Genomic DNA, 23,138 nt, shown 5'->3' with positions numbered 1-23,138 from the left:
ACGAAGTCCTGTACGGAGTGAATCCCGATGCAGCAGCCCAGAACCCGCCGGCCCGCCCCCAGGTCAACCAGATCAACCGCAGGCGGCTGCTGTTGAGCGCGGCGGGCGGCATCGGCGCGCTCGCCGTCGCGGGCGGTGCCCGCTGGTGGGCGGACCGGAGCGCCGAGCACGGCCCCCGGCTCTGGAGCACGACGGCCGCGAACGGGCGGCTCCTCCTGACCGACGGCCCGCAGCGGGACCTCTACGTCTCCGGGTCCGACGGCAACCTGCGCGCGCTCGACCCCCGCACCGGCGCCGTCCGCTGGAGCCGGGCGGTCGACTCGCCCGACGCCGTCTCCGCCTACCTGGGCGGCCGCCCGTCGGCGGTGGGCGACGGCGCGGTGTACACGGCCACCTCGACCGGGCTGCAGGCGTTGGACGCCGCCACCGGCGAGGTGCGCTGGCAGGTGCCGGTGCCGGAGTGGGCCGAGCTCCCCGCCGAGCAGACCCCGGTCGCCGTCGGCGGCGGCCTCGTGTTCGCGGTCCACGGGGGCGCACTGCACGCCCACGACCCGGCCACCGGCGAAACGCGCTGGAGCAAGGCGTCGGGTGCCGGGGACTTCCTGGCCGCGGACGGCGACACCGTGTACACCGGCGGGGCCGGGGCCCGCGCCTTCGACGCGCGCACCGGCGAGCAGCGCTGGGTGCAGGAGACCGTCCCCGGCGTCAACACCACCCCCGTCGTCCACCGGGGCGCCGTCCTGCTCACCTACGCCGGCGGGACCGCGACCACCACATGGGTCTGCTCGCTGGAGGCGGCCACCGGCCGGGTGCGCTGGCAGCGCATGCAGCGTGGCGCGACCAACCACCCGCTGTCGGCCGCGGACGGGACGGTCTGCTTCCTCAGCGGGACGCAGCTCGTCGGGATGGACACGGAGACCGGCGAGCCGCGTTGGACGGCCACCGTGACCCTGGGGCTGGGCCGCGGCGAGAGCTCGATGACCACCGCGAACGGCGTCGCCTACGTCGGCACCAACGACGACCGGCTGTTCGCCTTCGACCTCACCACCGGCAGCCCGCGCTGGCAGGACGCCCCGGACGACCTCCGCTCCGGCACCGGGTACACCTACGTCTCGCTGGCCGCCGCCGGCTCCACCGTCTACCGCAGCAGCCGCACCGGCCTCCAGGCCCTGGGCACCCTGACCTGAGGCCGGGCTCACCCGGCGCCACGGGCGAACCGCATCGAACACCGGCGGTGGGCCCCGTCGTCCCGGTACGTCCGCTCCACCAGCCGCCACCCCGCCGCCTCGATCCGCTCGACGTACCGCGCGAGGTTCCGTTCGGGATGCACCGGGTGCAGGCGGATGCTCCGCTCGTGCCCGGCGTCGCCCCGCTCCCAGCACCGGGCGGCATGACTGTCCACGGGACCGAGGCCACGGGGCACGTGTCGCTCCATGCGGGCGATCGTAGGCGGGACCGGGACGTTCGAGCACCCGGCTTTCCCGTCGGCCGCCCCGGGATCCCCATAGGCGCGAAAACGCGATCTGCGGCAAGCTCGGAGCGGTGGTGCCGAGCGGAGACCGAGAGGCGGCGGGCATGACGGAAGCGACGATACGGGCCAACGAGACGACGGTGCCGGTGATGCCGTGCGTTTCGGTGGAGGAGACGCTGGAGTTCTACCGGGCGCTGGGGTTCGAGGTCACCTTCCAGCAGACCCGGCCCTACCTCTACCTGGCACTGGAGTGGAGCGGTTTCGCCCTGCACTTCGGAACACCGCCGAAGAACACCGACCCGGGCCAGGAGGAGGTGGGAGGCTGCCTGATCCTGGTCGACGATGTCGCGCCCTACCACGCCGAGTTCAGCAGAGCCCTGCGCGCCGCCTACGGGAAGGTCCCGGCCAAGGGCAGGCCGCGCATCACCCGGTTCCGGCCGGGGGCAAGCCGGTTCACCATGGTCGACCCGTCCGGGAACTCGGTCATCTTCATCCAGCGGGACGAACCCGCAGGGCTGGAGTACGGCGGCTCGAAGGAGCTCACCGGGCTGGCCAGGGCCCTCGACAACGCCCGGATCCTCAGCGAGTTCAAGAACGACGACCGCGCCGCCCTGCGGGTCCTCACCACCGCCCTGCGTAGGCACGGGCCCACCGCACCGCCCGTGGACACGGCCCGGACGCTCACCACGCTGATCGAGCTCGCCACTTCGTTGGACGAGACCGAAGGCGTCGACGGATGGCGTCAACGATTGAACGCCCTCGACCTCACCGACGCCGAACGTGGCCCGGCGGGCATGCCCTGAGGTTCCGCCGTCCGCCCGGCCGTCGTGGGAACCGATGGGCGGCCGGTGCGGGCGGGTAGCTTGTGACGGGGTCACCCGGCGCCGGAGAGCGGCGAGTTCCCGAGCAGACGGAGGTTGGGCACGGTGGCGACGTACGTACTGATCCACGGCGCGGCGGCGGACGCGTGGTACTGGGGGCCGCTGGCCGCCGAGTTGCGCGGCCGGGGCCATGAGGTGATCGCACCGGACCTGCCGTGCGGGGACGAGTCGGCCGGGCTCGGCGCGTACGCGGACGCGGTGGTGGCGGCGATCGGCGACCGGTCCGAACTCGTCGTGGTGGCGCACTCGTTCGGCGGTTTCACCGGGCCGCTGGTGTGCGCGCGGGTGCCGGTGGACCTGCTGGTCATGCTCCAGGCCCAGATCCCGGCCCCGGGCGAGACGCCGGGCGCGTGGTGGGACACCACCGGGTACGGCGGGGCCCGGCAGGAGGCCGACCGGCGGCGGGGCGTCCCCGAGGGCACCGAGGAGGACCCGGTCACCCTCTACCTGCACGACACCTCGGCGGAGCTCGCCGCCGAACTCCTGACGCATCACCAACAACCGCAAGCAGCTGCGCCGTTCGGCGACCCGTGGCCACTGGACGCCTGGCCGCAGGTGCCGACCGAGGTCCTGCTGTCGGCCGGTGACCGGTTCTTCCCGGTGGAGTTCATGCGGCGGCTGGCCGTCGAGCGGCTCGGCATCGAGCCGGACGAGATGCCCGGCGACCACCTGCCGATGCTCGGCCACCCGGAGGAACTGGCCGAGCGCCTGGAGGCGTACCGCGCCGCGCTGTAGCGGCCCTGGCACGCGGGAGGAACGGGAAGTCGGCAGCGTCGACTTCCCACTCCTCGCGGTTCACGGGTGCGAGTTGCCGGGAGTCCGGCTATGGCCGGGTTCAGGTGGCATCGGGGGGCGGCGGCATCGGCTGACCCATCCAGGTGAAACACCGTGACCACTCGGGCCGACACCTCCCGAGCTGCGGCCGAACCGCACCGCCGCCCACCTAGCTTCGCGGCTGAGCGGGCCCGACCGAACGGGCTCGCGACTACCTAGATCTAGGAGTGAGCAGCAGTGCGCATCACCCACAAGGCCGTCGCGATCCTCGCGGCGGCCGTCTCCTTCTCCGGCCTCACCGTCCTCAACTCCGGGACCGCCACGGCCGCCGTCCCGGTCACCGCCTCCCTCCAGGCCCAGAGCGACAACACCAACCTGGACGAGTACCTCGGCACCACCGTGCTGACCCGCGACCCCAGCTTCACGTACCAGAACTGGACCCTCACCCCGCTCGGCGACGGCAGCTTCACCATCAAGGGCACCCACTACGGCAAGTGCATCGCGAGCAACGGCCTCGGGGCGAACGTCACCCAGAAGCCCTGCAACGCGAACGACCTCGCCCAACGGTGGTACCTCGACCCGGGCCTGGACTTCACGGCCATCGCGAGCGCGAAGTACCTGGACACCGTCCTCCAGGCCAACGGCCTGGACAGGCCCGTCACCACCGAGTTGTCGCTCGGCACCACGAACCAGCAGTGGACCCCCTACTTGAAGTGACGCCCTTTCAGGTACCGGTCCGCCGCCACCCAGCGGCGGGCCGGTACCGCACCGTCGAGGTCGCCCTCCTCACCCTCGCGACCGCCACCGCTGCGCCGTCCCAGCGAAACGCCTGAACCAGTTGGCCTACCCTCATCGAGTCGTCCACAAACGACTTCCCTCGCACCCCTAGTTTCGCGGCCGGGCGGGCCCACCCCGGGCTCGCCGACCCCTCGAACTAGGAGAAGCAGTGCGCATCACCCAGAAGGCCGTCGCCACCCTCGTGGCGGCCGCCTCCCTCACCGGCGGCGCCGTCCTGAACTGCGGAACGGCCTCGGCCGCTGTCCCGGTCACCGCTTCCCTCCAGGTCCAGAGCGACTTCAACAACCTGGACGAGTACCTCGGCGGCGAGGTCTGGACCCGCGACCCCAACCTCACCTACCAGGTCTGGACCCTCACTCCGCTCGGCAACGGCACCTTCACCATCAAGGGCACCCACTACGGCAAGTGCCTCGCTGCCGCCGGCCCCGGCAAGGCCGTCACCCAGCAGAACTGCGACGCGACCAACCTCGCCCAGCGGTGGATCGTCGAACCGAGCGTGGACGCCACGGCCATCGCCAGCGTGAAGTACCTGGACTACGTCCTCCAGGCCAACGGGCAGGACCAGCGGGTGACCACCGAGCTGTCGGTCGGTTCCCAGAACCAGCAGTGGACCGCCTACGAGAAGTAGCGCAGACCGGCCCCGGCCCGCCGCGCCCACCGGCAGGCCGGCGCCGCAGCACCCGTCAGGCCAGGGCCGGGTGGATCAGCCGGCCGTGGTGGATCAGGGAGGCGGCCTGCTTGAGGCGGCGCACGCGGACGCTGATCTCGTAGCCGCGGATGCCCTCGATGCGGGCGAGGCGGGTGCTCAGGTAGCGGTAGAAGTCCGGGGTGTCCTTGCAGAACACGACGGCCATGATGTTGTGCCGGCCGCTGACGGCCGCGGCGAAGGCGACCTCGTCGTGCCGGCTGATCTCCTCGCCGATGCGGTGCAGCCCGGACAGGTCGACCTGGAGCCAGAGGGTGGCGTTGAGTTCGTAGCCGAGCCGCTCCGGCATGGTGTCGATGTCGAAGACCAGCGAGCCGGAGGACTCCAGGGCCTCCATCCGGCGGGCGACGCGGGGCTTGGACCAGCCGGTGACCTCGGCGAGGCGGGTGTGGGAGGCGCGGCCGTCCTCGGCCAGGGCGGCCAGCAGGGGGAGGTCCTCGTCGGTCGGGGTGAGCGGGGGGCCGACGGGGGCGGGGCGCTCCCCGGCGAGCCGGCGGACCTGCTCCTCGGTGAGGGAGCCCTCGCCGCCGGTCCAGCCGCCCGCGCGCTCGGGGCCGAAGGGGTGGATGAGCAGGTCGACGCTCATGTCGAGGACGGAGGCCGCCTTGGGGAGCTGCCGCAGCAGGACGTCGTCGCGGCCGGTGCCGGCCGGTGAGCGGATGATGCAGTTGATCTCCGAACCGCCGGAGGCGATGCCGACGTAGGCGACGTCGGGCCTGCGGGCGAGGGAGTCGGCGAGCGGCCCCACGGCGTCGGGTCGGCAGCGCAGGCGGGCGATCCACTCGGCCCGGCCGTGGGCGGCGGCGGAGCTCAGGCCGACGACGCGCAGGACCCCGCTGCGGCGCAGCGCGGTGTAGCGGCGCGCCACGGTCTGCTCGGACACCCCGATGACCTCGGCGAGGCGGCGGAAGGGGACCCGCGGGCCGTAGTGGAGTCCGTGGATGATCGTGCGGTCCAGAGCGTCGGGCATGGCGGAATCATCACACAGTCGGCACCGGAATGGATGTTCCGGAACGTCCTCCGAGATCGTTCGGGGATCCCGAACCCGCCGGGGTGAAGCTGGTCGGCGACTCCGCACCCTCCGCACCCTCCGCACCCGAAGGACGACCTCCGTGAACTCCGCAACGATGCAAGGCCCCAGGACCGGACGGGGCGTCACCCTCGTCATGGCCTGCCTGGGCGTCTTCGTCGCCTACCTGCCCGTGACCACCGTGTCGGTCAGCCTGCCCGCGATCCAGCGGGCGCTCGGCGCCACCACGGCCCAACTGTCCTGGGTGTCGGACGCGTTCGTGCTGCCGATGGCCGCGCTGATCCTGACCACCGGCGTGGTCGGCGACGTCCACGGCCGCAAGCGGGTGTTCCAGGCGGGCATGGCGCTGTGCGCGGTGGGCGCGGCGGTCTCGCTGGGCTCCGACTCCGTCCAGGTGCTGTGGGCCGGGCAGGCCGCCTCCGGCCTCGGCGCGGCGGCGCTGCTGCCGACCACGCTGGCGCTGATCAGCCACGCGGTGCCCGACCACCGGGAGCGCGGGAGGTTCATCGGGCTGTGGGCGATGTCCCTGCTGGCCTCGCTGGCCGTGGGTCCGCTGATCGCGGGCGTGCTGCTGGACCACGTCGCCTGGCGCTGGATCTTCCTGCTGCCCGTCCCGGTGTCGCTGGTCGTGCTGGCCGTCGCCGCGTTCCTGCTGCCCGACTCGCGCGCCCCGCACGGCCGTCGGCTCGACTGGCCGGGACAGATCAGCGCGGCCGTGGCCGTCACCGCCGTGGTCTACGGCGTCATCGAGGGCGGCGCGAACGGCTTCGGCGAGCCCGCCACGGTGGCCGCCCTGGTGCTGGGTGCGCTCGCCGCGGTCGTCTTCGTCGCCGTGGAGCGGCGCAGCGCGAGTCCGATGATCGACCCCGCCCTGTTCCGCAGCCCGGCCTTCACCGCCACCTCGCTGGTCGCCATGATCAGTTTCCTGGGTCTGATCGGCTTCTTCTTCGCGCTCAGCCTGTACTTCGGCCTGGTGCAGCACCTGACCACCCTCCAGGCGGCCCTGCGGATGGTCATGGTGACCGGGGCGTCGCTGGCCGCCAGCCTGCCCGTCGGGCGCCTGATGCACCGGGTGTCCGCCCGGGTCCTGATCACCTCCGGCCTGGTCGTCACGGCGGGCTCGCTGCTGTCGCTGACGAACCTCGACGCCCACACCTCCTTCGGCTCGATCGCCTGGCGGCTGCTGCTGCTCGGGCTCGGCCTGGGCGCCGTGCTCACCCCGATGACCGCCACCGCCGTCTCCGCCGTCCCGCACCACCTGGCGGGCATGGCCGCGGCCGGCAACAACGCCTTCCGCCAGGTCGGCGGCGCCCTCGGCCCGGCCGTGCTCGGCGCCCTGCTGACCACCCGGGCCGTGGACGCCCTGCCCGGCCGGCTCACGGACGCCGGGGTACCGGCCGCGACCGCCGGCCACGTCGTCGACGTCGCCCGCGCGCAGGGCCTCGGCGCCGTCGCCGGACTGGACCTCGGCCCGGCCACCGGCCAGGCCCTGACGGCGCTCAGCGGCTCCTTCCTGGACGGCCTGCGGCTCTGCCTGATCGTCGCGGCCTCGCTCGCCCTGCTGGCCGCCCTCGCCTGCGCCGTCCTGCTCCGCCCGGCGCCGCCCCGGACCCCGGCGCCGCGCACCGCCCCGGCCACCGACCGGGAGCCGGTGCCCGCGCCCTGACGCCGCCCGATCCCCCAGCATCACCACCTTCGCCACCGGCAGCCCTTCGGGTTGTCGGTGGCACATGTGAGGAAGGGTGTGCACCAACTGGTCTGCGGGACGGGGAACTGCTGTGGGGTGGATCGGGACCGAGACGTCGGCACCGGCCGCGAGGGGCTGGGCGGGCACGCTGCCCGAGCGTGAGGACGTGCGCCCGGTCGTGGCCGCGATACCGCGGGTGGTCAAGGACGACCTGCGCTACGACGCGGTGCCCTGGGCCCGGTTCGACCACGCCTACGGCTCGGCCCAGGACGTCCCCGCCCTGCTGGAGACCGTCCGCCTGGGTGACGCGAGGGCCTCCGAGGGAGCCCTCGCCACACTGTGGAACCGCCTCGCCCACCAGGGCGGCACCTCCACGGCCGGCGCCCTGGCCGTCCCCTTCCTGCTGCGCATCGCCTTCGCGCACCCCCGGCACCGCGCTTCGCTGGTGCGGCTGACGGCGTCGGTGGCCCACCGGATGCCGTGGGGCGACGGGACGCGTGGCGGCCTGCTGCGCGTCGGCCTCCCGGCGGACCGGCCCCGGTACGAGCAGGACGGCAGCCTGGCCAACCGGTCGATCGAGGCGGCCCGTTCGGCCGTGGCCGCGGACGCGGCGCTGCTGCTCCACCTGCTGGACGACCCGGACCCGGAGATCCGCCACGCCGTCGCCCAGGCCGCGGCGGTCGTACCGCCCCCGGCGCCCGTGGTCGCGGCCGTGCTGCACGGGCGCCTCGCCGTCGAGGAGGACCCGGCAGTGCGCGCCTCCCTCGTCCTGGCGCTCGGTCAACTCGCCTGGGAAGCGGGCGATCCGGCCACCACCGCGCTCCTGCACGCCTGGTGGCGGGACGAGGCCCGCCCGCCGGAGGTCCGGGTCGGCGCCGCCCTCGCCTGGCTCTGCCTGACCGACGACCCGATACCCGCCGACCTCGACGCCTTCCTCGACACCGCCGTCACAGACGACCTGGTGGAACTCCTCGCCGCCGTCCCCTGGCTGGACGCCGTCGAGGACCTCGACGAGAGGAACGGGCTGTTGGTCTGCCTGCACCAGATGCGCCATCCTGAGGACTTCGCCTGGCTCGCCGACTGACCCGAGCGGCCGGGACCACCGCTGGGGAGGAACGACGGCATGTACGCATCCGAACAGGCCTGGCGCGAGGTCGACGCCTACTTCGTCGACACCCTCGTCCCCGAGGACGAGGCGCTGGTGCACGCCCGGCGGTCCGGCGGGGCGACGACGATGCCGCAGGCCGAGGTCGCGGCGAACCAGGGGAAGCTGCTGGCCCTGCTGTGCGGGATGAGCGGCGCCCGGCGGGTGCTGGAGTTCGGCACGCTGGCCGGGTACAGCACGATCTGGCTGGCCCGCGCCGTCGGCCGGGACGGCCACGTCACCACCCTGGAACTGGAGCCGCAGAACGCCGCGGTCGCGGCCGACAACCTGCGCCGGGCGGGCGTCGCCGAGCGGGTCGACCTCCGCACCGGCCCCGCGCTCAAGTCGGCCGAGCAGCTGGTCGAGGCCGGCACCGAGCCGTACGACTTCGTCTTCATCGACGCCGACAAGCCCAGCAACCCGGCCTACTTGAAGGCCTCCCTGGCGCTGACCCGCCCCGGCAGCGTGATCGTCATCGACAACGTGGTGCGCAACGGCGCCGTCACGGACCCGGACAGCGTCGACGACCGGGTCCGGGGCGTGCGCACCGTCCTCGCGGACATCGCCGCGGACGACCGCCTGGAGGCCACGGCGCTCCAGACGGTCGGTGCCAAGGGCTGGGACGGCTTCACCGTCGTCCGCCGGGTGCGGTAACCGGACGCGGTGCCCGGTGCGGTGCCCGACGGAGGGAGGGGTCGGGGGGCGGGGTCAGAGGGCGGGCACGATCATCGCCGTGAACGGGACGGTGGCCGCCAGGCGCTCCTCCAGCAGGCCCCGGTAGGCGTCCGACGCGTAAGCGGCGTGGGCCTGTTCGGCGTCGGCGAAGCGCAGCACCACGGTGTGGCTGCCACCGGGCGGGCGACCGCCCTCGCCCAGGTGGACCGTCCGGTCGGTGCTGGCGACCAGCTCCGCGGGGCCCAGCAGGACGGCGGCGGCGCCCTGGCGGTAGGCCTCCAGGCGCTCGGGGTCGGTGACGTCGTAGTTCAGGATGAGCAGGGCGGGCACGTCGGCTCCTCGTCAACTCTGCGAAGGGGCCGGCCCGGTGGACGGCCCGTACCCCAGTGTCCCCGTCGCGGACGGCGCCCTGCGGGCGGGGTCCGGCGGGCCGCGCCCGGGTACCAGGCCGCCCCCAACGCGACGGGGCAGGGCCACCGGAGGGTTTCCGGTGGCCCTGCCCCAGCAGGGTGCGCCGCTCAGGAAGCGCTCCGCAGGCGTCAGTTCATGAAGGTGACGTCCCAGTGGCTGCCCTCGTTGGCGAAGATGTTGCCGGAGGGGGCGGTCCACAGGTCGGCGCCGTCGCCGCGGGTGCCGCTGTGCGAGAAGTTGCCGTGGATGTAGTTGGTGATGCAGCTCGTGATGCCGAAGTCCAGCTTGTAGCCGGTGCCGTGGCTGTAGGTGCCGCTGGCGTGGCCGGCCTCGGTGCCACCGGTGATGTTCACCGCGCAGTTGCTGGCCCGCTTGAAGTTGACGGCGCCGTCGGCCGAGGCGCGGCGCAGGCCGTCGAAGGAGGTGCAGCTGCTGTTGTTGCGGTCCGAGCAGCCGCCCGAGGACGACCAGGTGATGCCGGCGGACGAGAAGATCGAGGCGGCCTGCGACTGGGTGAGCTTGTCACCGCTGCCGCCACCGGAACCGCCGGTGCTGCCGCCACCGCCGAGCAGGGCGCCCCAGGTCGCCGGGCCGACGATGCCGTCGACCGGGTTCAGGCCGGCGCTCTGCTGGAAGGCGCGCACCTTGCCGTCGGTGCCGGGGCCGAAGGCACCGTCGACGGCGAGGCCGGCGCCGTGGGCGTTCAGCTGGACCTGGAGGGCCTTGACGGCGTCGCCGTTGTCGCCGTTGCGGACCGTGACGATCAGCTTGGACCAGGTGTCGCCGCCGACGATGCCGTCGACCGGGTTCAGGCCGGCGGACTGCTGGAAGGCCTTGACCTTGCCCTCGGTGCCGGGGCCGAAGTCGCCGTCGACGCCGGTCGCGAAGCCGCGGGCGGACAGCAGGTACTGGACGGTGGTGACGTTGTCACCGCGGTCACCGCTGCGGACCAGCGGCCAGCTCGCGGCCTGGGCGGCCGGAGCGACGAGCACGGCCGCGAGCAGCGCGGCGAACATCGCGGCGACGATGGCCGAGATGCGTTTCATGACGGTTCCTCACTGACTGACTGAGCGCGGAGCGCAGGAGAGGGGATCGGCGGCGCCGGACGGCCGTCGGCCGCGACCGGCCGCCGTGGGGAGACGCTAGGAGCCGCCGACGGCGTCCCGCTAGCGCTTCCCCGTCCCTGGGACGCCGTCCGCCCCCGGGACCGGTCTGCGGCCCGGGTGCCCCCGGCGTCCCGGGCGTCCCAGGGACGCGCCGCACGGCGACGGCCCGCCGCCGGGACGGCGGTGGGCCGTTGCGAGCCCGGCTACCGGCCGTCAGCCGTCGGCCGCCGCGCTCGGCTCCGACGGCGGCACCACGGCCGTCGCCGCGCCGCCGGTGACCCGCAGCAGCTCCTGGTACGTCATCGGCACCACGGTGTGCGGGTGCCCGGCCGCCGCCCACAGCACCTCGTACTGCCGCAGCGCGGTGTCGACGACGGTCCGCAGCGGCGCCGGGTGCCCGGTGGGGGCGACGCCGCCGATGGCCTGGCCGGTGGCCTCGCGGACCTGGTCGGCGGAGGCCCGGGTGATCCGGCCCGCGCCCAACTCCGCCGCCAGGTGGGCGGTGTCGACCCGGTGGGCGCCGCTGGTCATCACCAGCAGGGGTTCGCCGTCGCAGGTGAACACCAGGCTGTTGGCGATCGCCCCGACCTCGCAGCCGAGGGCGGCAGCGGCCTCGGCCGCGGTGCGGGCGGAGTCGGGCAGGACGAGGATCTCACCGGTGACGCCGGCGGCCGCCAGTGCCTCGGCGACCGCGACGCTTCGTGCGGGAAGGGGTGAACTCATCGCCCCATCATGCCTTTCCGCGTCCGGAAGCCACCCCGGACGCCATCCCGGAAGCCGTTCCGGACGCCGCGCGGGCGGCCGCGCGGGCGGCGGCGCTGAGCACCGCCCGTACGCCGGCCGTGAGCACCGAGGCGTCGCGTCCGACGCCCCAGACCACCGCGCCGTCGCCCGCCCGGGCCTCGACGTAGGCGATCGCGTCCGGGCTGCCCCCGACCTTGTGCTCGGTGAAGGAGAGCACCTCCACCCCCACCGCGTCCGCGACGGCGTCCACCGGCCCGGCGCCGCGGCCCGGGCGGCCGTCCACCTCGGCCCGGCCGCCGTCGACCCGCCAGGCGCGGGCGGCACCGGCGTCCAGGTACTCGGCCCGGAACAGCGCGTACAGCTCCTCGCCGGTCACCTCCCGCCCGCTGTCGTCGGCGGCCTCCTGGACGACCCGGGCGAACTCGATCTGCAGCCGCCGGGGCAGCTCCAGTCCGGCGGCGCTCTGCAGCAGGTAGGCGATGCCGCCCTTGCCGGACTGGCTGTTGACCCGGATCACCGCCTCGTAGTCGCGCCCGAGGTCGGCCGGGTCGATCGGCAGGTACGGCACCGACCAGGGCGCCTCCCGTTCGGGCAGGCCGAGTTCGGCGGCGGTCCGCGCGTGCCGGGCGAAGCCCTTCTTGATGGCGTCCTGGTGGGTGCCGGAGAAGGCGGTGTGCACCAGGTCCCCCGCGTAGGGGTGGCGTTCGTGCACGGGCAGCCGGTTGCAGTGTTCGACGGTGCGGCGGATCGTGTCGATGTCGGACAGGTCGAGCATCGGGTCGACGCCCTGGGTGTGCAGGTTGAGCGCCAGGGTGACCAGGTCGACGTTGCCGGTGCGCTCGCCGTTGCCGAACAGGCAGCCCTCGACCCGCTGGGCGCCGGCCAGCACGGCCAGTTCGGCGCAGGCGACGCCGGTGCCCCGGTCGTTGTGGGGGTGGACGGAGAGGATCACGCTGTCGCGCCGGACCAGGTGGCGGTCGAGGTACTCGATCTGGTCGGCGTAGACGTTGGGGGTGGCGATCTCGACGGTGGCTGGCAGGTTGTGGACCACCGGCCGGTCGGGACTCGCGTCCCACAGCTCGGTCAGGCCGTTGCAGACCTCCAGCACGTAGTCCGGTTCGGTCAGGTTGAACACCTCGGGCGAGAACTGGAACCGCACGCCGTCCCGGTCGCCCCCGAGCCGGGCCATCCGTTCGGCGGCGGCGGTGATCAGCGCCCGCAGCTCGGCCCGGTCCTTGCCGAGGACGACGTCCCGCCACAGCGGGGCGGTGGCGGTGTAGAGGTGGACGAGGACGCGCGGCAGGCCCTCGACGGCCTCGAAGGTGCGGTCGATCAGGTCGGCCCGGGCGGCGGTGAAGACGACCACGGTGACGTCCTCCGGCACCGCCCCGGGCGTCTCGGCGAGCCGGCGCACGAACGCGAAGTCGGTGCGGCTGGCGGAGGGGTAGCCGACCTCGATCTCCTTGAAGCCCATGGCCAGGAAGAGGTCGAACATCCGCTGCTTGCGCGCCGGGTCCATCGGCTCGGCGAGCGCCTGGTTGCCGTCGCGCAGGTCGACGGGCACCCAGAGCGGGGCCCGCTCGGTCCGGCGGCCGGGCCAGCGGCGCAGCAGGGCGGGCACCTGGACCCGCTCGTGGGCGGGGCGGTAGCGGTGGGAGGGCATGGCGCCGCCGCGCTGGGGGTTCCAGGCGGGGGCGTCGGCCGGGGTGGGGCCGGCGGGGGCGTGCAGGGTCGGGAATCGCATCGGGCGTCCTCGGGGGTCCTCGACTCGGGTGCCGGAGCCGGGCGGCGGGATCGGATCATCGGGGATCGGGATCACGATCGGATCATCGGGATCGCGCCCGGATCATCGGGATCGGATCGGGATCGGATTCCCGCGCTCTGGTTCCGGGGACCGGCAGGACGGCGCCCCGCAGCGGGGTGCCGGTCAGGTCACGCCCCGCTGCGGCCACCAAGAAGGAGAGCGCTCCACGGCTGCATGCCGGGTAGGGTAACCATGACCGAAGTCCTCAGACAACCTGACAGGTGACGACGATGCCCCCGCTCCGCCCCTCCCACCTCGCCGCCCAGGCCGCCGAACTGATCGAGCGGCGGATCCGGTCGGGCGAGTGGCCGGTCGGCGGCCGGCTGCCCGGCGAGGTCGCGCTCGCCAAGGAGCTGGGCGTCGGCCGCTCCACCGTCCGGGAGGCGCTGCGCACCCTCGCCGCGGCCGGGATGGTGCGCGCCCGCCAGGGCGCCGGGGTGTTCGTAACGTCCGACCGCCCGACCGCCGGGGACTGGGCCACCCGGCTGCGGGCCGCCGAGCTGGCGCACGTCTACGAGGTGCGGACGATGGTCGAGGTGCAGGCCGCCCGACTGGCCGCCGAGCGCCGCACGGAGACCGACCTGGCCGCCGTGGACGCCGCACTGGCCGCACGCCTGGCGGCCGGCGGCGCGGACGACGCGGTCTTCGTGGACGCCGACATCGCGCTGCACACGGCGATCGTCGCCGCCGCCCACAACCCCGTCCTGGACGACCTCTTCGCCCAGTTCGCGCCGGTGCTGCGGGAGCACCTGGTGGCCCTGGTCGGACTGTTCGGTCTACGCGAGGGGGATCCGAACCAGGGGTACGACTCGCACGCGGAGCTGGTGCGGGCGCTGCACGAGGGCGATCCGGCGGCGGCGGGGCGGGTGCTGGCGGCGGAGCTGGAGTCGACGCGCTCGCGGCTGCTCAGCCCGCACTGAACCCAGCGGCGGGCGGCCCCGTTGAACCCACCGGCGGATGCTCCCCTCGAAGTCACCGGCGGGCGGCCCTCGCTGAACCCACCGGAGGGCGCGGGCCGTCTTCCGGAGGGGCGTCACACAGTTTTCACACCGCGGCCACCCAACGGCCCGGAGTGGGGACGACACTGTGTCAGGCAGGAGCAAACCCGGCTGCTTCGGACACAGACGGTCAACGCGGGGGTGACATTGTGTCCGGCTGGTGCACAAGCACCACGCAGGTGGCACACGGGCTTTCACTCCAATCACACGATATGGCTAGTATCGCTTCGTCAAAAGCCCGTGCCCGGACGGCCCGCCCCTCACCGGCCGGCCGCCAGTCCCAAGGAGTCTGCTCTGCGCGCGCGTGCGAATCGGCGGCCCCCGACGCCGAAGACCCCCCGCAGGCGTCCACGCCTGTCCCTGCGGACGGCGCTGCTCGTCCTGGCCGTCGTCCCCAGCCTGGCCCTGGTCGCCCTCTGGGCGGTGACCAGCGGTGAGACCGTCTTCGACTTCCAGCGCCAGGCCGCCCAGGGCATGCTCGCCCAGAAGGCCGGCCAGCCGTCCAACATCGTCTACTACAACCTCCAGGAGGAGCGCCGGCTCAGCGCCGAGGCGCTCGCCCGGCCCGGCAGCAACGCCGACCAGCTGCGCCACCAGCGGCAGCTGACCGACGACGCGGTGCGCCAGTTCCAGGCGCTGTCCGGCGAGACCGCCGACAACGCCCCCGACGACGTCCGCACCGCCGTCGCCGAAGCCCGGCAGGCCATGGGCAAACTGGCCGAGGAACGGGCCGCCGTCGACAAGGGCGCCCTCGACCAGCAGGCCGTCTTCACGTACTACACCGACCTCATCGCCGTCGACCTGCGGCTGTTCACCGCGCTCAGCCACGTCGACGCGGGCGAGGTCACCTGGGTGTCCAAGACCCTGGTCAACTCCTTCTGGGCCAAGGAGATGCTGGCCCGCGAGGACGCCGTCCTGGCCCGCGGCTGGCCCACCGGCCGGCTCAGCACCGCCGACTACCAGCAGGTCCAGCAGCTGATCGGCGCCCAGGACCACCTGTTCACCGTCCAGGTCGTCCCGTACGTCCCGGACGGCGAGGCCGCCGCCTGGCACGACCTGATGAACAGCCCCGCCTGGCAGGCCAAGACCGCCGTCGAGCAGCAGCTCACCCGGCCCACCGCCGCCGAGTCCAACGGCACCGTCAAACTGCCCGCCGCCCAGGACCAGTGGCGCCAGGCCGTCGACCAGCTCAACCCCCAGCTGGTCAAGGCCATCGAGGCCCGCACCGGCGCCATCGTCGAGGTCGGCAAGGGCACCATCCTCGGCCTGCTCACCCGCGTCGTGCTGACCGCCGTGGTCGGCCTGATCACCGTCATCGCGGTGGTCATCGCCTCCTGGCGGCTCAGCCGCTCGCTGCGCCGCCGCATCAAGGAACTCCACACCCAGGCCGAGGAGATGGAGCGCACCCTGCCCGAGGTGGTCGACCGCCTCGGCCGCGGCGAACAGGTCGACACCGAGGCCGCGAGCCGCGCCGTCACCACCGGCGAGCACGGCAACGGCACCGACGAACTCGCCCGCCTCGGCCAGGCCCTCAACCTGGCCCGCTCCGCCGCCCTGGAGGCCGCCGTCCGGCAGGCCGACCAGCACCGCGGCTTCGAACGGCTGCTCCAGCGCATCGCCCGCCGCACCCAGCTGCTGATCGGGCGCCAGCTGCGCAAGCTCGACGAACTGGAGCGCAAGCACGAGGACCCGGAGGTCCTGGAGGGCCTGTTCGACCTCGACCACCTCACCGCCCGCCTGCGCCGCTACGAGGAGAACCTCGTCATCATGGCCGGCGGCCAGCCCCAGCGGCGCTGGCGCAAGCCCGTCCCGCTGCTGGACGTGCTGCGCTCCGCCCAGGGCGAGGTGCAGGACTACCGGCGGATCATGATCGACGTCGAGGGCCACCCCTGGCTCTCCGAACGGGCCGTCGGGCCGGTCGCCCACGTGCTCGCCGAGCTGATGGAGAACGCCACCACCTTCTCCAAGCCGCCCACCCCGGTCGAGGTCCGGGCCGCCATGGTCGGCCGCGGCCTCGCGGTCGAGATCGAGGACCGCGGCCTCGGCATGGACCCGGAACAGTACGACGCGGCCAACGAGCTGATGAGCCGCCCGCCGCGCACCGACGTGCTCGCCCGGGCCGACGACATCCGGCTCGGCTTCCACGTCGTCGCCCGGCTCGCCTCGCTCACCGGACTCAGGATCGAGTTCCGGCCGTCCGCCTTCGGCGGCACCAGGGTGGTCGTGCTCGTCCCCGACGAGCTGGTCATCGACGGCGACGCCGGACTCCCGGACGCCGCCCCCGTCGAACCCATCCCGCTGGTCCGGCGCTCCCGCCGGGCGGTGCGCTCCGCCTCCGACGAGGCGGCCCAGCCGACCGTCGCGGTCGGGCCGCCGGTCGCACCGGTGGACTCCTTCGAGCAGCTGCCGGTCGGGGTCGGCGGGGTCGGCCTCGGGGCCGGCGTCGGCGCACCGGTCGCGACCGTCGCTCCGGCGCGGTGCGTCGCCCCGGCCTTCCAGGAGCCGGGGCCGCTGGAAGCCCCGCTCCCGGAACCACCGTTCTCGGAAGCGGCATTCCCGGAAGCGGCATTCCCGGAAGCGCCGTTCCCGGAGGCCCCGTTCCCGGCGCAGTCCCATCAGCAGGCGTCGCCGCAGCCGTACGAGCAGGCGCCGTCGTACGAGCAGCCGATCCAGCACAGCTCCCCCGTCGACCCGGCCCCGGCCTACGCCGCCGCACCGGCCGGGGCGCAGCCCGCCACCGGCACCGCCACCCCCGCGCCGGAGGCCCCCGCCTACCCGGACATCGCCTACGCCCGGGTCACCGAGGCCGAGGCCCCGTACGCCGACGAGCAGTACCGCCCGGCCGACCACTACCGGCTGGCCGAGCGGCGCCGGCACCGCGAGTACCCCTCCGCCGTGCCGGTGAGCCAGGTCGAGGGCGGCCAGCCGCCGCTGCCCCAGCGCGTCCGCCAGGCCAGCCTGGCCGCCGAGCTGCGGGTGCCCCCGCCGACCCGGCAGGAATGGGTCGACCCGGCGGCCGGGCAGCCCGCCGCCGCCCCGTCCGAGCACCCCCAGGGCACCGAACGGCCCGTCCGCCGTTCCGGCGCCACCATCGGCGCCTTCCAGCGGCAGTCCCGCGCCGCCCGCTCCCAGGACAGCGGCGAACACCCGCTGCCCGCCCGCCCCACCCCGCCGGCTCCCCCCGCTCCGCCCGCCGGTCCCCCCGCCCCCGCGTCGGCGCCCTCCCCCTGGGCCCTGCCGGCCGCGGACCCCCGAACCACACGAACGGATGACCAGTGATGAACCGCACGATCGCCACCCACCAGGACCTGGACTGGCTGCTGGACGGACTCGTCGACTCGGTGCCCGGGACCCGCAACGCCGTCCTGCTCTCCGACGACGGCCTCGTGGTCAGCCACTCCCGCACCATCGAGCGCGCCGACGCCGAGCGCCTCGCCGCCGTGGCCACCGGCCAGCAGTCGCTCGCCCGGGGCGTCGGCCAGCTCTTCGACGGCGGGCCGGTACACCAGGTGATCGTCGAGCTCGCCGAGTGCTGGCTGTTCGTCATCGCCGCCGCCCAGGGCACCCACCTGGCCGTGGTCGCCTCCCAGGAGGTCGACGCCGAGGTGATGTCCGTCGCCATGCACACCCTGGTGCAGCAGGTCGGCCAGAAGCTCACCACCCCGGCCCGCGCCGAGGGCGCCCCCGCGTCCTTCGACGTCTTCGCCTCCCGGACCCGGGGCTGACCGGGGTGGGGCCGCACACCGGCGAGGAGGACCCGCGGGCCCGCGGCCGGACGCCGCACTGGAGCGAGCTGGAGGAACCGTACGCCGAGGACGAGACCGGCGTCATGGTCCGCCCGTACACCATCACCCGCGGCCGGACCGCGCCCGAGCGCGACGACCTCACCCTGATCACCGTGCTCACCACGGCCGAGGAGGAGGCCGACGCGGCCCTGGCGCGGGGCAGCCGCACCGGCGCCCGCGGCCTCCAGCCCGAACACCGGCTGATCCTCGACCGCTGCCGCCGCCCGGCCGCCGTCGCCGAGGTCGCGGCCGGCCTGGACCTCCCGGTCTCGGTCACCAAGATCCTGCTGGGCGACCTCGTCGCCCAGGGCCTGCTGAAGGCCCGGGCACCCCTCTCGGTCGCCCGCGCCGCCGGGGGCGTGGACCTCGGCCTGCTCACGGCCGTACGCGAAGGACTCCGGAGACTCTGAACCATGGCAACACCCCACTCCCCCGCACCCGTTGCCGCCTCCGCGGCCCCCGCCGCCCCCGCCGCCCCCGCCGCGGTCAAGATCCTGATCGCGGGCGGCTTCGGCGTCGGCAAGACCACCCTGGTCGGCTCGGTCAGCGAGGTCACCCCGCTGCGCACCGAGGAGTACCTGACCACGGCCAGCGTCGGCGTCGACGACCTGGACGGCGTCGACCAGAAGGACACCACCACCGTCGCCCTCGACTTCGGCCGGATCACCGTCAGCCCCGAGCTGGTGGTCTACCTGTTCGGCACGCCCGGCCAGGAGCGCTTCTGGTTCATGTGGAACGACCTGGTCAACGGCGCCCTCGGCGGCATCGTCATCGCCGACACCCGGCGGCTCGACACCAGCTTCGCCTCGATCGACTTCTTCGAGAGCCGCGGCATCCCGTTCGTGGTCGCCATCAACTGCTTCCACAGCCACAACACCCGCACCCCGGAGGAGATCCGGGCCGCCCTCGACCTCGACCCGCAGGTCCCGATGCTGATCGGCGACGTACGCGAGCGCGGCTTCGGCCGCGACCTGCTGCTCGCCCTGGTCGACCACCTGATGGACCTCGCCGCCACCCCCGTCGGCTGAGCCCGTTCGAGCCCCCGCTCGAGCCCCGTACTCTGGAGCACCCTTCCATGACCACACCCCTGCGCGTCCTCGTCCACGGCGGCGGCATCGGCGGCCTCACCCTCGCCACCGCCCTCGCCCGGCGCGGCCACCACGTCGACGTCGCCGAACTGCGCGACGGGCTGGAGGCCCTGGGCGTCGGCATCATCCAGCCGTCCAACGCCCTGCACGTGATGCGCGAGATCGGCGTGCTGGACGAGTGCCTCGCCGTCGGCTTCGAGTGGGAGGTGCTGACCATCTGCGACCCGGCCGGCACCACCCTCGCGCAGATCCCCCAGCCCCGGATGGGCGACGCCCCCTCCAACAACGGCATACCGCGCCCCGCCCTGGCCCGGGTACTGGCCGCCGCCGCCACCTCGGCCGGCGCCGAGGTCCGCTTCGGGACCACGATCTCGGAGCTCACCGACGACGGCACCGGGGTCGACGTCACCCTCACCGACGGCCACGGCGGCCGCTACGACCTGGTCGTCGGCTTCGACGGCATCGGCTCGCCGCTGCGCCGGCACCTGTACGGCGACCGGTACGCCCCCGAGTACACCGGCTTCGCCAACTGGCGCGTCACCCTGCCGCGTTCGCCCGAGGCCAAGGGCGTGGTGATGTCCGCCGGCAACCTGAAGGCCAAGGCGCTGCTCACCCCGATCAGCGAGGAACTCATGTACCTGGGCTCGGTGTTCGCCGAGGCCGAGGACTTCCGCCCGGACCCGGAGCGCGCCCACGAGCAGCTCCACGAGCGGCTGGCCGGCTTCGGCGGCCCCATCGCCGAGGCCCTCGCCCAGGTCACCGACCCGGCCGCCGTGGTCTACTCCCGGATCTCCCAGGTCACCGTCGAGGAGCCCTGGCACGTCGGCCGCGTCGTCCTCGCCGGCGACGCCGCCCACGCCTCCACCCCGCACCTCGCCCAGGGCGCCGCGATGGCCGTCGAGGACGCCCTCGTCCTCGCCGAGAGCCTCGACGCGGCGTCCGACGTCCCGGCCGCCCTCACCGCCTGGGAGGCGCGCCGCCGCCCGCGCGCCATGTGGGTGCAGTCGCTGTCCCGCGCCGTCCTCAAGCAGGAGACCGGCACGCCGACCACCCCGGAGGAGGACGAGCTGCTCAAGATCGGCATCCCGGGCGCCGCGCACGTCCTCGTCAAGCCGTATTGAGCCGGTCGCCTCGCGTCGTGACCCCGCGCCCTGCCGGAACCGTCCGGCGGGGCGCGGCCGTTCGCGCTCCTCGGCCGCGGTCCCGGGTCCTGTCCTCGGACGCGGTTCCCGGGTGCGATCCCTGGACGGGGACGGGACGTCCCGGGGATCCCAAGGCGTAGCGGGACACCGGGTCCGGGCCGGATAGTCGGGCCCCGTACGGATCCAGCACCCGAGGACGAGGAACACACGATGCGCCCCATCACCCGCAAGGCAGCGATGATCGGCTCGACCCTGGCCCTGGCCCTGTCCGGCATCGCGCTCGGCTCGGCCCCCGCCTCGGCCGCGACCACCTGCTACGCGGCCAGCTGCACCGGCCTGGACCCGGCGAGCACCGTCTGCCAGAACGACGCCACCACGCTGCTGACCGCCGACACCGGCGTCGAACTGCGCTACAGCCGCACCTGCCGCGCCGTCTGGGCCCGGATGAAGGGCACCAGCGCGGGCCACAAGTACGTCGTCCGCAACACCAACAACGAGGAGCGGACCGTCACCGCCGGCAGCTCGGGCGGGACGGTCTACACCGCGATGGTCAACGACGCCGACATCTACGCCTACGCCGCCGACTACCGGCCCGACGGCACCATGGCCTCCTCCACCCTCTGGTCCTGACCCGACCCGACCCGCGCGCCGCGGTCCCCCTGACGGGGACCGCGGCTGGGACTACCGGATCGTCGCCGCCTGGAAACCGGACGGCACGCCGATGCCCGCGATCAGCGGGTGATCTCCTTGCGCCGCTGCCAGACCGCCCGCGAGATCCGGGCCAGCAGGCGGGCCGCCGGGTCGGTGCGGTCGGTGCCGTCGGCGAGCGGGCCGGTGTAGCAGACGGCGATCAGGTACGGCGGGCAGTCGTACGGGTGGACCAGGCCGACGCAGTGCCGGGCGCCGGGCACCCAGCCGTTCTTGAACGCGATCCGGGTGCCCGGCGGGACACCGGCCGCGAGGTCGACCCGGTAGTCGTTGCGTTCCAGCAGCGCCAGCAACTCCGGCTCGTCGGCGAGCGAGTGCAGCAGGCGGACCAGGTCACGGGCGCTCACCCGGTTGTGCACGCCCGCCGCGCGCGCCGCGTAGTCCTCGATCCCGCGCGGGCTGGAGCTGCGGGTGGCCCCCGCCCGGCGCCACACCTCGGCCACCGTCCGCTGGTCGGTGCGGGCCAGGCAGAGATTGGTGGCCAGGTTGGAGGAGTGGGTGATCATCCGCTCGGCCAGCAGCCGCAGCGGCACGTGGGTGCCCAGCAGTTCCCAGGGCAGCGGATCGCTGTCCCAGTCGGGATCGTTGCCGAACTCCCCGCCGACGACGGACTCGAAGCGGTTCACCACCGGCACCTCGGCGTCGAGGTCCACCCCGCCGCGGGCCAGCGCCGCCAGGACCGCGACCTTCATCGTGCTCGCGGCGTCGTGCAGTTCGTCCGGCGCGCGCAGCAGGACCGGCTCCGCGTCGCCCGCCCAAGGGGCCACCACCACAGACAGCATGGAGGAAGAGTAGGGGATGTCCGCCCCGGAACCGGTGACCGCCGATACACGAACGAGACGCTCTCCGGCGGAACCTGACGTGATCGATGGACGGATGAGACGCTCCCCGGACGTGAACCTGACCTCCCGTTCCTACAGTGCCGTCCATGTCACCCACACATGACCGGACCAGGAACCGGACACGCACTCACCTCGCCCTGACGACTGCCGTGTTGGCCGCCGGGCTCGCGCTGGCCGCACCCGCCGCAGCCGACCCGGTGGACGGCGCGACGGCCGACCCGGCGACCGGCGCTGCCACGAGCCGGGTCTCCGTCCACCCGTCGGCGGTCACGGCCGCGCAGCAGCAGGCCGTCCTGGCGTACTGGACCCCGGAGCGGATGGCCGCCCTGAACCAGCCGTCCTCCGGCAACCCGCCCAGGAGCGGCCCGGACGGCGGCCCGTGGACCGGGTCCGACACCCTGAGCAGAACAGTGGGCAGGCTCTTCTTCACCAACCACGGTGAGGACGAGAGCTGCACCGCGACCGTCGTGAACAGCGCGAACCGCAGCACCGTCGTCACGGCGGCGCACTGCGTCAACAGCACCGACCTCCTCGGTGACAACAACGAGTGGCTGTCGAACGAGATGTTCGTCCCCGGCTACCACGACGGCCTCGCCCCGTACGGCAAGTTCGTCGCCCGGGCCGGGATCGCCGACACCACCTGGCTGCTCGACGACCAGCAGAACGGCCTGCGGTTCGACGCCTACGACCAGGCGTTCCTGGTCCTGAACCGCAACGCCGAGGGCCGGCGCGTCCAGGACGCCGTCGGCGCCGCACAGCGGATCGGCTTCGACCGGCCGGGCAACGCCACGGTCCACCAGTTCGGCTATCCGCGGGAGTCCTCGGGCGATCCCGCGCGCTCGGGCCTGCCCGAGTTCACCGGGGCCAGGCTCGCCCACTGCACCGGGCAGACCCTCGAGTACCCCGGCACCAAGGACCACCCGGAGCCCCGGGGCCTGTGGGGCGCCCCCTTCGTCATGGGCGGCGGCTCCAGCGGCGGTCCCCGCATCGCCGACTTCGACCCGTCCGCCGGGATCGGCACCGTGGTGGGCGACAACACCCAGGCGGGCTTCTTCGACTCCTCGGGCCAGGTCTGCGAGCGAGGCACCCCCTCGTGCACCCGGCACCTGGTCGGCCCGCAGTTCACCTCCGCGATCACCAAACCGCTGTACCAGGCCGCCCAGGGCGCCCAGGCCGACGGCTGAGCCGTACGGGAGGACAGCGGACTGGAGTGGGGAGTCGGGCCCGCCGTCGCACACCCGCGCGCGGGCCCCCGCGGGCCGGGCGGCTTGGGCGGGGGGGCCGCGGGCGCGGGGGATCCCAGCCCCGCCCCCGCGCTGGGGGGCGCTCGCGGACTAGAACAGG

The 23,138-nt window shown here is 74.0% G+C and carries 23 protein-coding genes and 1 pseudogene; 16 read left to right on the top strand and 8 right to left on the bottom strand.

The features are described 5' to 3' along the window. Positions 1 to 17 precede the first annotated feature (17 nt). A complete protein-coding gene (locus ACFWXO_RS10060; protein ID WP_380523109.1) occupies positions 18 to 1,187 on the top strand; it encodes a PQQ-binding-like beta-propeller repeat protein in 1,170 nt (389 codons plus the stop codon). 8 nt (positions 1,188 to 1,195) lie between these two features. Here the strand turns inward: ACFWXO_RS10060 and ACFWXO_RS10055 are convergent, their stop codons facing one another. Then, on the bottom strand, positions 1,196 to 1,435 hold the full coding sequence (locus ACFWXO_RS10055) for a hypothetical protein (protein ID WP_380523108.1): 240 nt from the start codon (positions 1,433 to 1,435) through the stop codon (positions 1,196 to 1,198). Between the two features lie 140 nt (positions 1,436 to 1,575). Here ACFWXO_RS10055 and ACFWXO_RS10050 point away from each other — a divergent pair, with 140 nt between their 5' ends. From ACFWXO_RS10050 to ACFWXO_RS10035, 4 genes are all read left to right on the top strand, one after another. After that, positions 1,576 to 2,274 (top strand): glyoxalase, encoded by a 699-nt coding sequence (locus tag ACFWXO_RS10050; protein ID WP_380523107.1) that lies wholly within the window; start codon positions 1,576 to 1,578, stop codon positions 2,272 to 2,274. 123 nt (positions 2,275 to 2,397) lie between these two features. Then, positions 2,398 to 3,087: an alpha/beta fold hydrolase gene (locus ACFWXO_RS10045; protein WP_380523106.1), complete on the top strand. Its 690-nt coding sequence runs from the start codon at positions 2,398 to 2,400 to the stop codon at positions 3,085 to 3,087. 276 nt (positions 3,088 to 3,363) lie between these two features. Further along, complete coding sequence (locus ACFWXO_RS10040) at positions 3,364 to 3,843, top strand: RICIN domain-containing protein (protein WP_380523105.1); 480 nt, start codon at positions 3,364 to 3,366, stop codon at positions 3,841 to 3,843. Between the two features lie 229 nt (positions 3,844 to 4,072). After that, on the top strand, positions 4,073 to 4,552 hold the full coding sequence (locus ACFWXO_RS10035; RefSeq protein ID WP_380523104.1) for an RICIN domain-containing protein: 480 nt from the start codon (positions 4,073 to 4,075) through the stop codon (positions 4,550 to 4,552). A gap of 55 nt (positions 4,553 to 4,607) precedes the next feature. Here the strand turns inward: ACFWXO_RS10035 and ACFWXO_RS10030 are convergent, their stop codons facing one another. Next, positions 4,608 to 5,600, bottom strand: coding sequence for an Lrp/AsnC family transcriptional regulator (locus ACFWXO_RS10030; protein ID WP_375892104.1), 993 nt, complete (start codon positions 5,598 to 5,600; stop codon positions 4,608 to 4,610). A 157-nt stretch (positions 5,601 to 5,757) separates the two neighbouring features. Here ACFWXO_RS10030 and ACFWXO_RS10025 point away from each other — a divergent pair, with 157 nt between their 5' ends. The 3 genes from ACFWXO_RS10025 to ACFWXO_RS10015 all read left to right on the top strand — a co-directional run bounded on the left by ACFWXO_RS10025 (position 5,758) and on the right by ACFWXO_RS10015 (position 9,145). Then, on the top strand, positions 5,758 to 7,326 hold the full coding sequence (locus ACFWXO_RS10025; RefSeq protein WP_380523167.1) for an MFS transporter: 1,569 nt from the start codon (positions 5,758 to 5,760) through the stop codon (positions 7,324 to 7,326). 199 nt (positions 7,327 to 7,525) lie between these two features. After that, positions 7,526 to 8,431: a HEAT repeat domain-containing protein gene (locus tag ACFWXO_RS10020; protein ID WP_380523103.1), complete on the top strand. Its 906-nt coding sequence runs from the start codon at positions 7,526 to 7,528 to the stop codon at positions 8,429 to 8,431. Positions 8,432 to 8,470: 39 nt separating this feature from the next. Further along, on the top strand, positions 8,471 to 9,145 hold the full coding sequence (locus tag ACFWXO_RS10015; protein ID WP_380523102.1) for an O-methyltransferase: 675 nt from the start codon (positions 8,471 to 8,473) through the stop codon (positions 9,143 to 9,145). Positions 9,146 to 9,199: 54 nt separating this feature from the next. Here ACFWXO_RS10015 and ACFWXO_RS10010 read toward each other — a convergent pair whose 3' ends face one another. The 5 genes and pseudogenes from ACFWXO_RS10010 to ACFWXO_RS09990 all read right to left on the bottom strand — a co-directional run bounded on the left by ACFWXO_RS10010 (position 9,200) and on the right by ACFWXO_RS09990 (position 13,171). Then, a complete protein-coding gene (locus ACFWXO_RS10010; protein WP_375892109.1) occupies positions 9,200 to 9,496 on the bottom strand; it encodes a DUF1330 domain-containing protein in 297 nt (98 codons plus the stop codon). A 209-nt stretch (positions 9,497 to 9,705) separates the two neighbouring features. Further along, positions 9,706 to 10,194: a peptidoglycan-binding protein gene (locus tag ACFWXO_RS10005; protein WP_375892119.1), complete on the bottom strand. Its 489-nt coding sequence runs from the start codon at positions 10,192 to 10,194 to the stop codon at positions 9,706 to 9,708. Between the two features lie 12 nt (positions 10,195 to 10,206). Beyond that, positions 10,207 to 10,593 (bottom strand): annotated as a pseudogene (locus ACFWXO_RS10000) (peptidoglycan-binding protein); the annotation flags it as partial. 303 nt (positions 10,594 to 10,896) lie between these two features. Further along, positions 10,897 to 11,406, bottom strand: coding sequence for a YbaK/EbsC family protein (locus ACFWXO_RS09995; RefSeq protein WP_380523101.1), 510 nt, complete (start codon positions 11,404 to 11,406; stop codon positions 10,897 to 10,899). Between the two features lie 7 nt (positions 11,407 to 11,413). Then, a complete protein-coding gene (locus ACFWXO_RS09990) occupies positions 11,414 to 13,171 on the bottom strand; it encodes a 2-isopropylmalate synthase (protein ID WP_380523100.1) in 1,758 nt (585 codons plus the stop codon). 290 nt (positions 13,172 to 13,461) lie between these two features. On the opposite strand from ACFWXO_RS09990, the gene ACFWXO_RS09985 reads away from it, so the two are divergent. From ACFWXO_RS09985 to ACFWXO_RS09955, 7 genes are all read left to right on the top strand, one after another. Further along, complete coding sequence (locus ACFWXO_RS09985; RefSeq protein ID WP_380523166.1) at positions 13,462 to 14,151, top strand: FadR/GntR family transcriptional regulator; 690 nt, start codon at positions 13,462 to 13,464, stop codon at positions 14,149 to 14,151. 501 nt (positions 14,152 to 14,652) lie between these two features. Beyond that, positions 14,653 to 17,508: a nitrate- and nitrite sensing domain-containing protein gene (locus tag ACFWXO_RS09980; RefSeq protein WP_380523098.1), complete on the top strand. Its 2,856-nt coding sequence runs from the start codon at positions 14,653 to 14,655 to the stop codon at positions 17,506 to 17,508. Continuing rightward, a complete protein-coding gene (locus ACFWXO_RS09975; protein ID WP_375895420.1) occupies positions 17,508 to 17,954 on the top strand; it encodes a roadblock/LC7 domain-containing protein in 447 nt (148 codons plus the stop codon). The genes ACFWXO_RS09980 and ACFWXO_RS09975 overlap by 1 nt, the downstream gene beginning before the upstream one ends. A gap of 104 nt (positions 17,955 to 18,058) precedes the next feature. Further along, positions 18,059 to 18,424: a DUF742 domain-containing protein gene (locus ACFWXO_RS09970; protein WP_375895482.1), complete on the top strand. Its 366-nt coding sequence runs from the start codon at positions 18,059 to 18,061 to the stop codon at positions 18,422 to 18,424. A 3-nt stretch (positions 18,425 to 18,427) separates the two neighbouring features. After that, on the top strand, positions 18,428 to 19,042 hold the full coding sequence (locus ACFWXO_RS09965; RefSeq protein ID WP_380523097.1) for an ATP/GTP-binding protein: 615 nt from the start codon (positions 18,428 to 18,430) through the stop codon (positions 19,040 to 19,042). 47 nt (positions 19,043 to 19,089) lie between these two features. After that, on the top strand, positions 19,090 to 20,223 hold the full coding sequence (locus tag ACFWXO_RS09960) for an FAD-dependent monooxygenase (RefSeq protein WP_380523096.1): 1,134 nt from the start codon (positions 19,090 to 19,092) through the stop codon (positions 20,221 to 20,223). Between the two features lie 231 nt (positions 20,224 to 20,454). Next, the gene (locus tag ACFWXO_RS09955; protein WP_380523094.1) at positions 20,455 to 20,874 is read left to right on the top strand and encodes a DUF2690 domain-containing protein; all 420 of its coding nucleotides are present in this window, start codon (positions 20,455 to 20,457) and stop codon (positions 20,872 to 20,874) included. Positions 20,875 to 20,975: 101 nt separating this feature from the next. Here ACFWXO_RS09955 and ACFWXO_RS09950 read toward each other — a convergent pair whose 3' ends face one another. After that, positions 20,976 to 21,734, bottom strand: coding sequence for a serine hydrolase (locus ACFWXO_RS09950; RefSeq protein ID WP_380523093.1), 759 nt, complete (start codon positions 21,732 to 21,734; stop codon positions 20,976 to 20,978). 146 nt (positions 21,735 to 21,880) lie between these two features. On the opposite strand from ACFWXO_RS09950, the gene ACFWXO_RS09945 reads away from it, so the two are divergent. Continuing rightward, positions 21,881 to 22,978 (top strand): trypsin-like serine peptidase, encoded by a 1,098-nt coding sequence (locus ACFWXO_RS09945; protein ID WP_380523092.1) that lies wholly within the window; start codon positions 21,881 to 21,883, stop codon positions 22,976 to 22,978. The last annotated feature ends 160 nt before the right edge of the window (positions 22,979 to 23,138 follow it).

This window comes from Kitasatospora sp. NPDC059088 (assembly GCF_042738155.1).
GTDB lineage: Bacteria > Actinomycetota > Actinomycetes > Streptomycetales > Streptomycetaceae > Kitasatospora.
Note: the sequence above shows the minus strand (reverse complement) of the source record. Positions and strands in the feature narration are given on the sequence as shown.

Bases quoted from the DNA above. Each gene is read 5' to 3' on its own strand.
- ACFWXO_RS09985 (WP_380523166.1), top strand. From the start codon at position 13,462: ATGCCCCCGCTCCGCCCCTCCCACCTCGCCGCCCAGGCCGCCGAACTG.
- ACFWXO_RS09945 (WP_380523092.1), top strand. From the start codon at position 21,881: ATGTCACCCACACATGACCGGACCAGGAACCGGACACGCACTCACCTC.
- ACFWXO_RS09975 (WP_375895420.1), top strand. From the start codon at position 17,508: ATGAACCGCACGATCGCCACCCACCAGGACCTGGACTGGCTGCTGGAC.
- ACFWXO_RS09970 (WP_375895482.1), top strand. From the start codon at position 18,059: ATGGTCCGCCCGTACACCATCACCCGCGGCCGGACCGCGCCCGAGCGC.
- ACFWXO_RS10050 (WP_380523107.1), top strand. From the start codon at position 1,576: ATGACGGAAGCGACGATACGGGCCAACGAGACGACGGTGCCGGTGATG.
- ACFWXO_RS10025 (WP_380523167.1), top strand. From the start codon at position 5,758: ATGCAAGGCCCCAGGACCGGACGGGGCGTCACCCTCGTCATGGCCTGC.
- ACFWXO_RS09995 (WP_380523101.1), bottom strand. From the start codon at position 11,406: ATGAGTTCACCCCTTCCCGCACGAAGCGTCGCGGTCGCCGAGGCACTG.
- ACFWXO_RS09950 (WP_380523093.1), bottom strand. From the start codon at position 21,734: ATGCTGTCTGTGGTGGTGGCCCCTTGGGCGGGCGACGCGGAGCCGGTC.
- ACFWXO_RS09965 (WP_380523097.1), top strand. From the start codon at position 18,428: ATGGCAACACCCCACTCCCCCGCACCCGTTGCCGCCTCCGCGGCCCCC.
- ACFWXO_RS10030 (WP_375892104.1), bottom strand. From the start codon at position 5,600: ATGCCCGACGCTCTGGACCGCACGATCATCCACGGACTCCACTACGGC.
- ACFWXO_RS09990 (WP_380523100.1), bottom strand. From the start codon at position 13,171: ATGCGATTCCCGACCCTGCACGCCCCCGCCGGCCCCACCCCGGCCGAC.
- ACFWXO_RS09960 (WP_380523096.1), top strand. From the start codon at position 19,090: ATGACCACACCCCTGCGCGTCCTCGTCCACGGCGGCGGCATCGGCGGC.
- ACFWXO_RS10015 (WP_380523102.1), top strand. From the start codon at position 8,471: ATGTACGCATCCGAACAGGCCTGGCGCGAGGTCGACGCCTACTTCGTC.
- ACFWXO_RS09955 (WP_380523094.1), top strand. From the start codon at position 20,455: ATGCGCCCCATCACCCGCAAGGCAGCGATGATCGGCTCGACCCTGGCC.
- ACFWXO_RS10055 (WP_380523108.1), bottom strand. From the start codon at position 1,435: ATGGAGCGACACGTGCCCCGTGGCCTCGGTCCCGTGGACAGTCATGCC.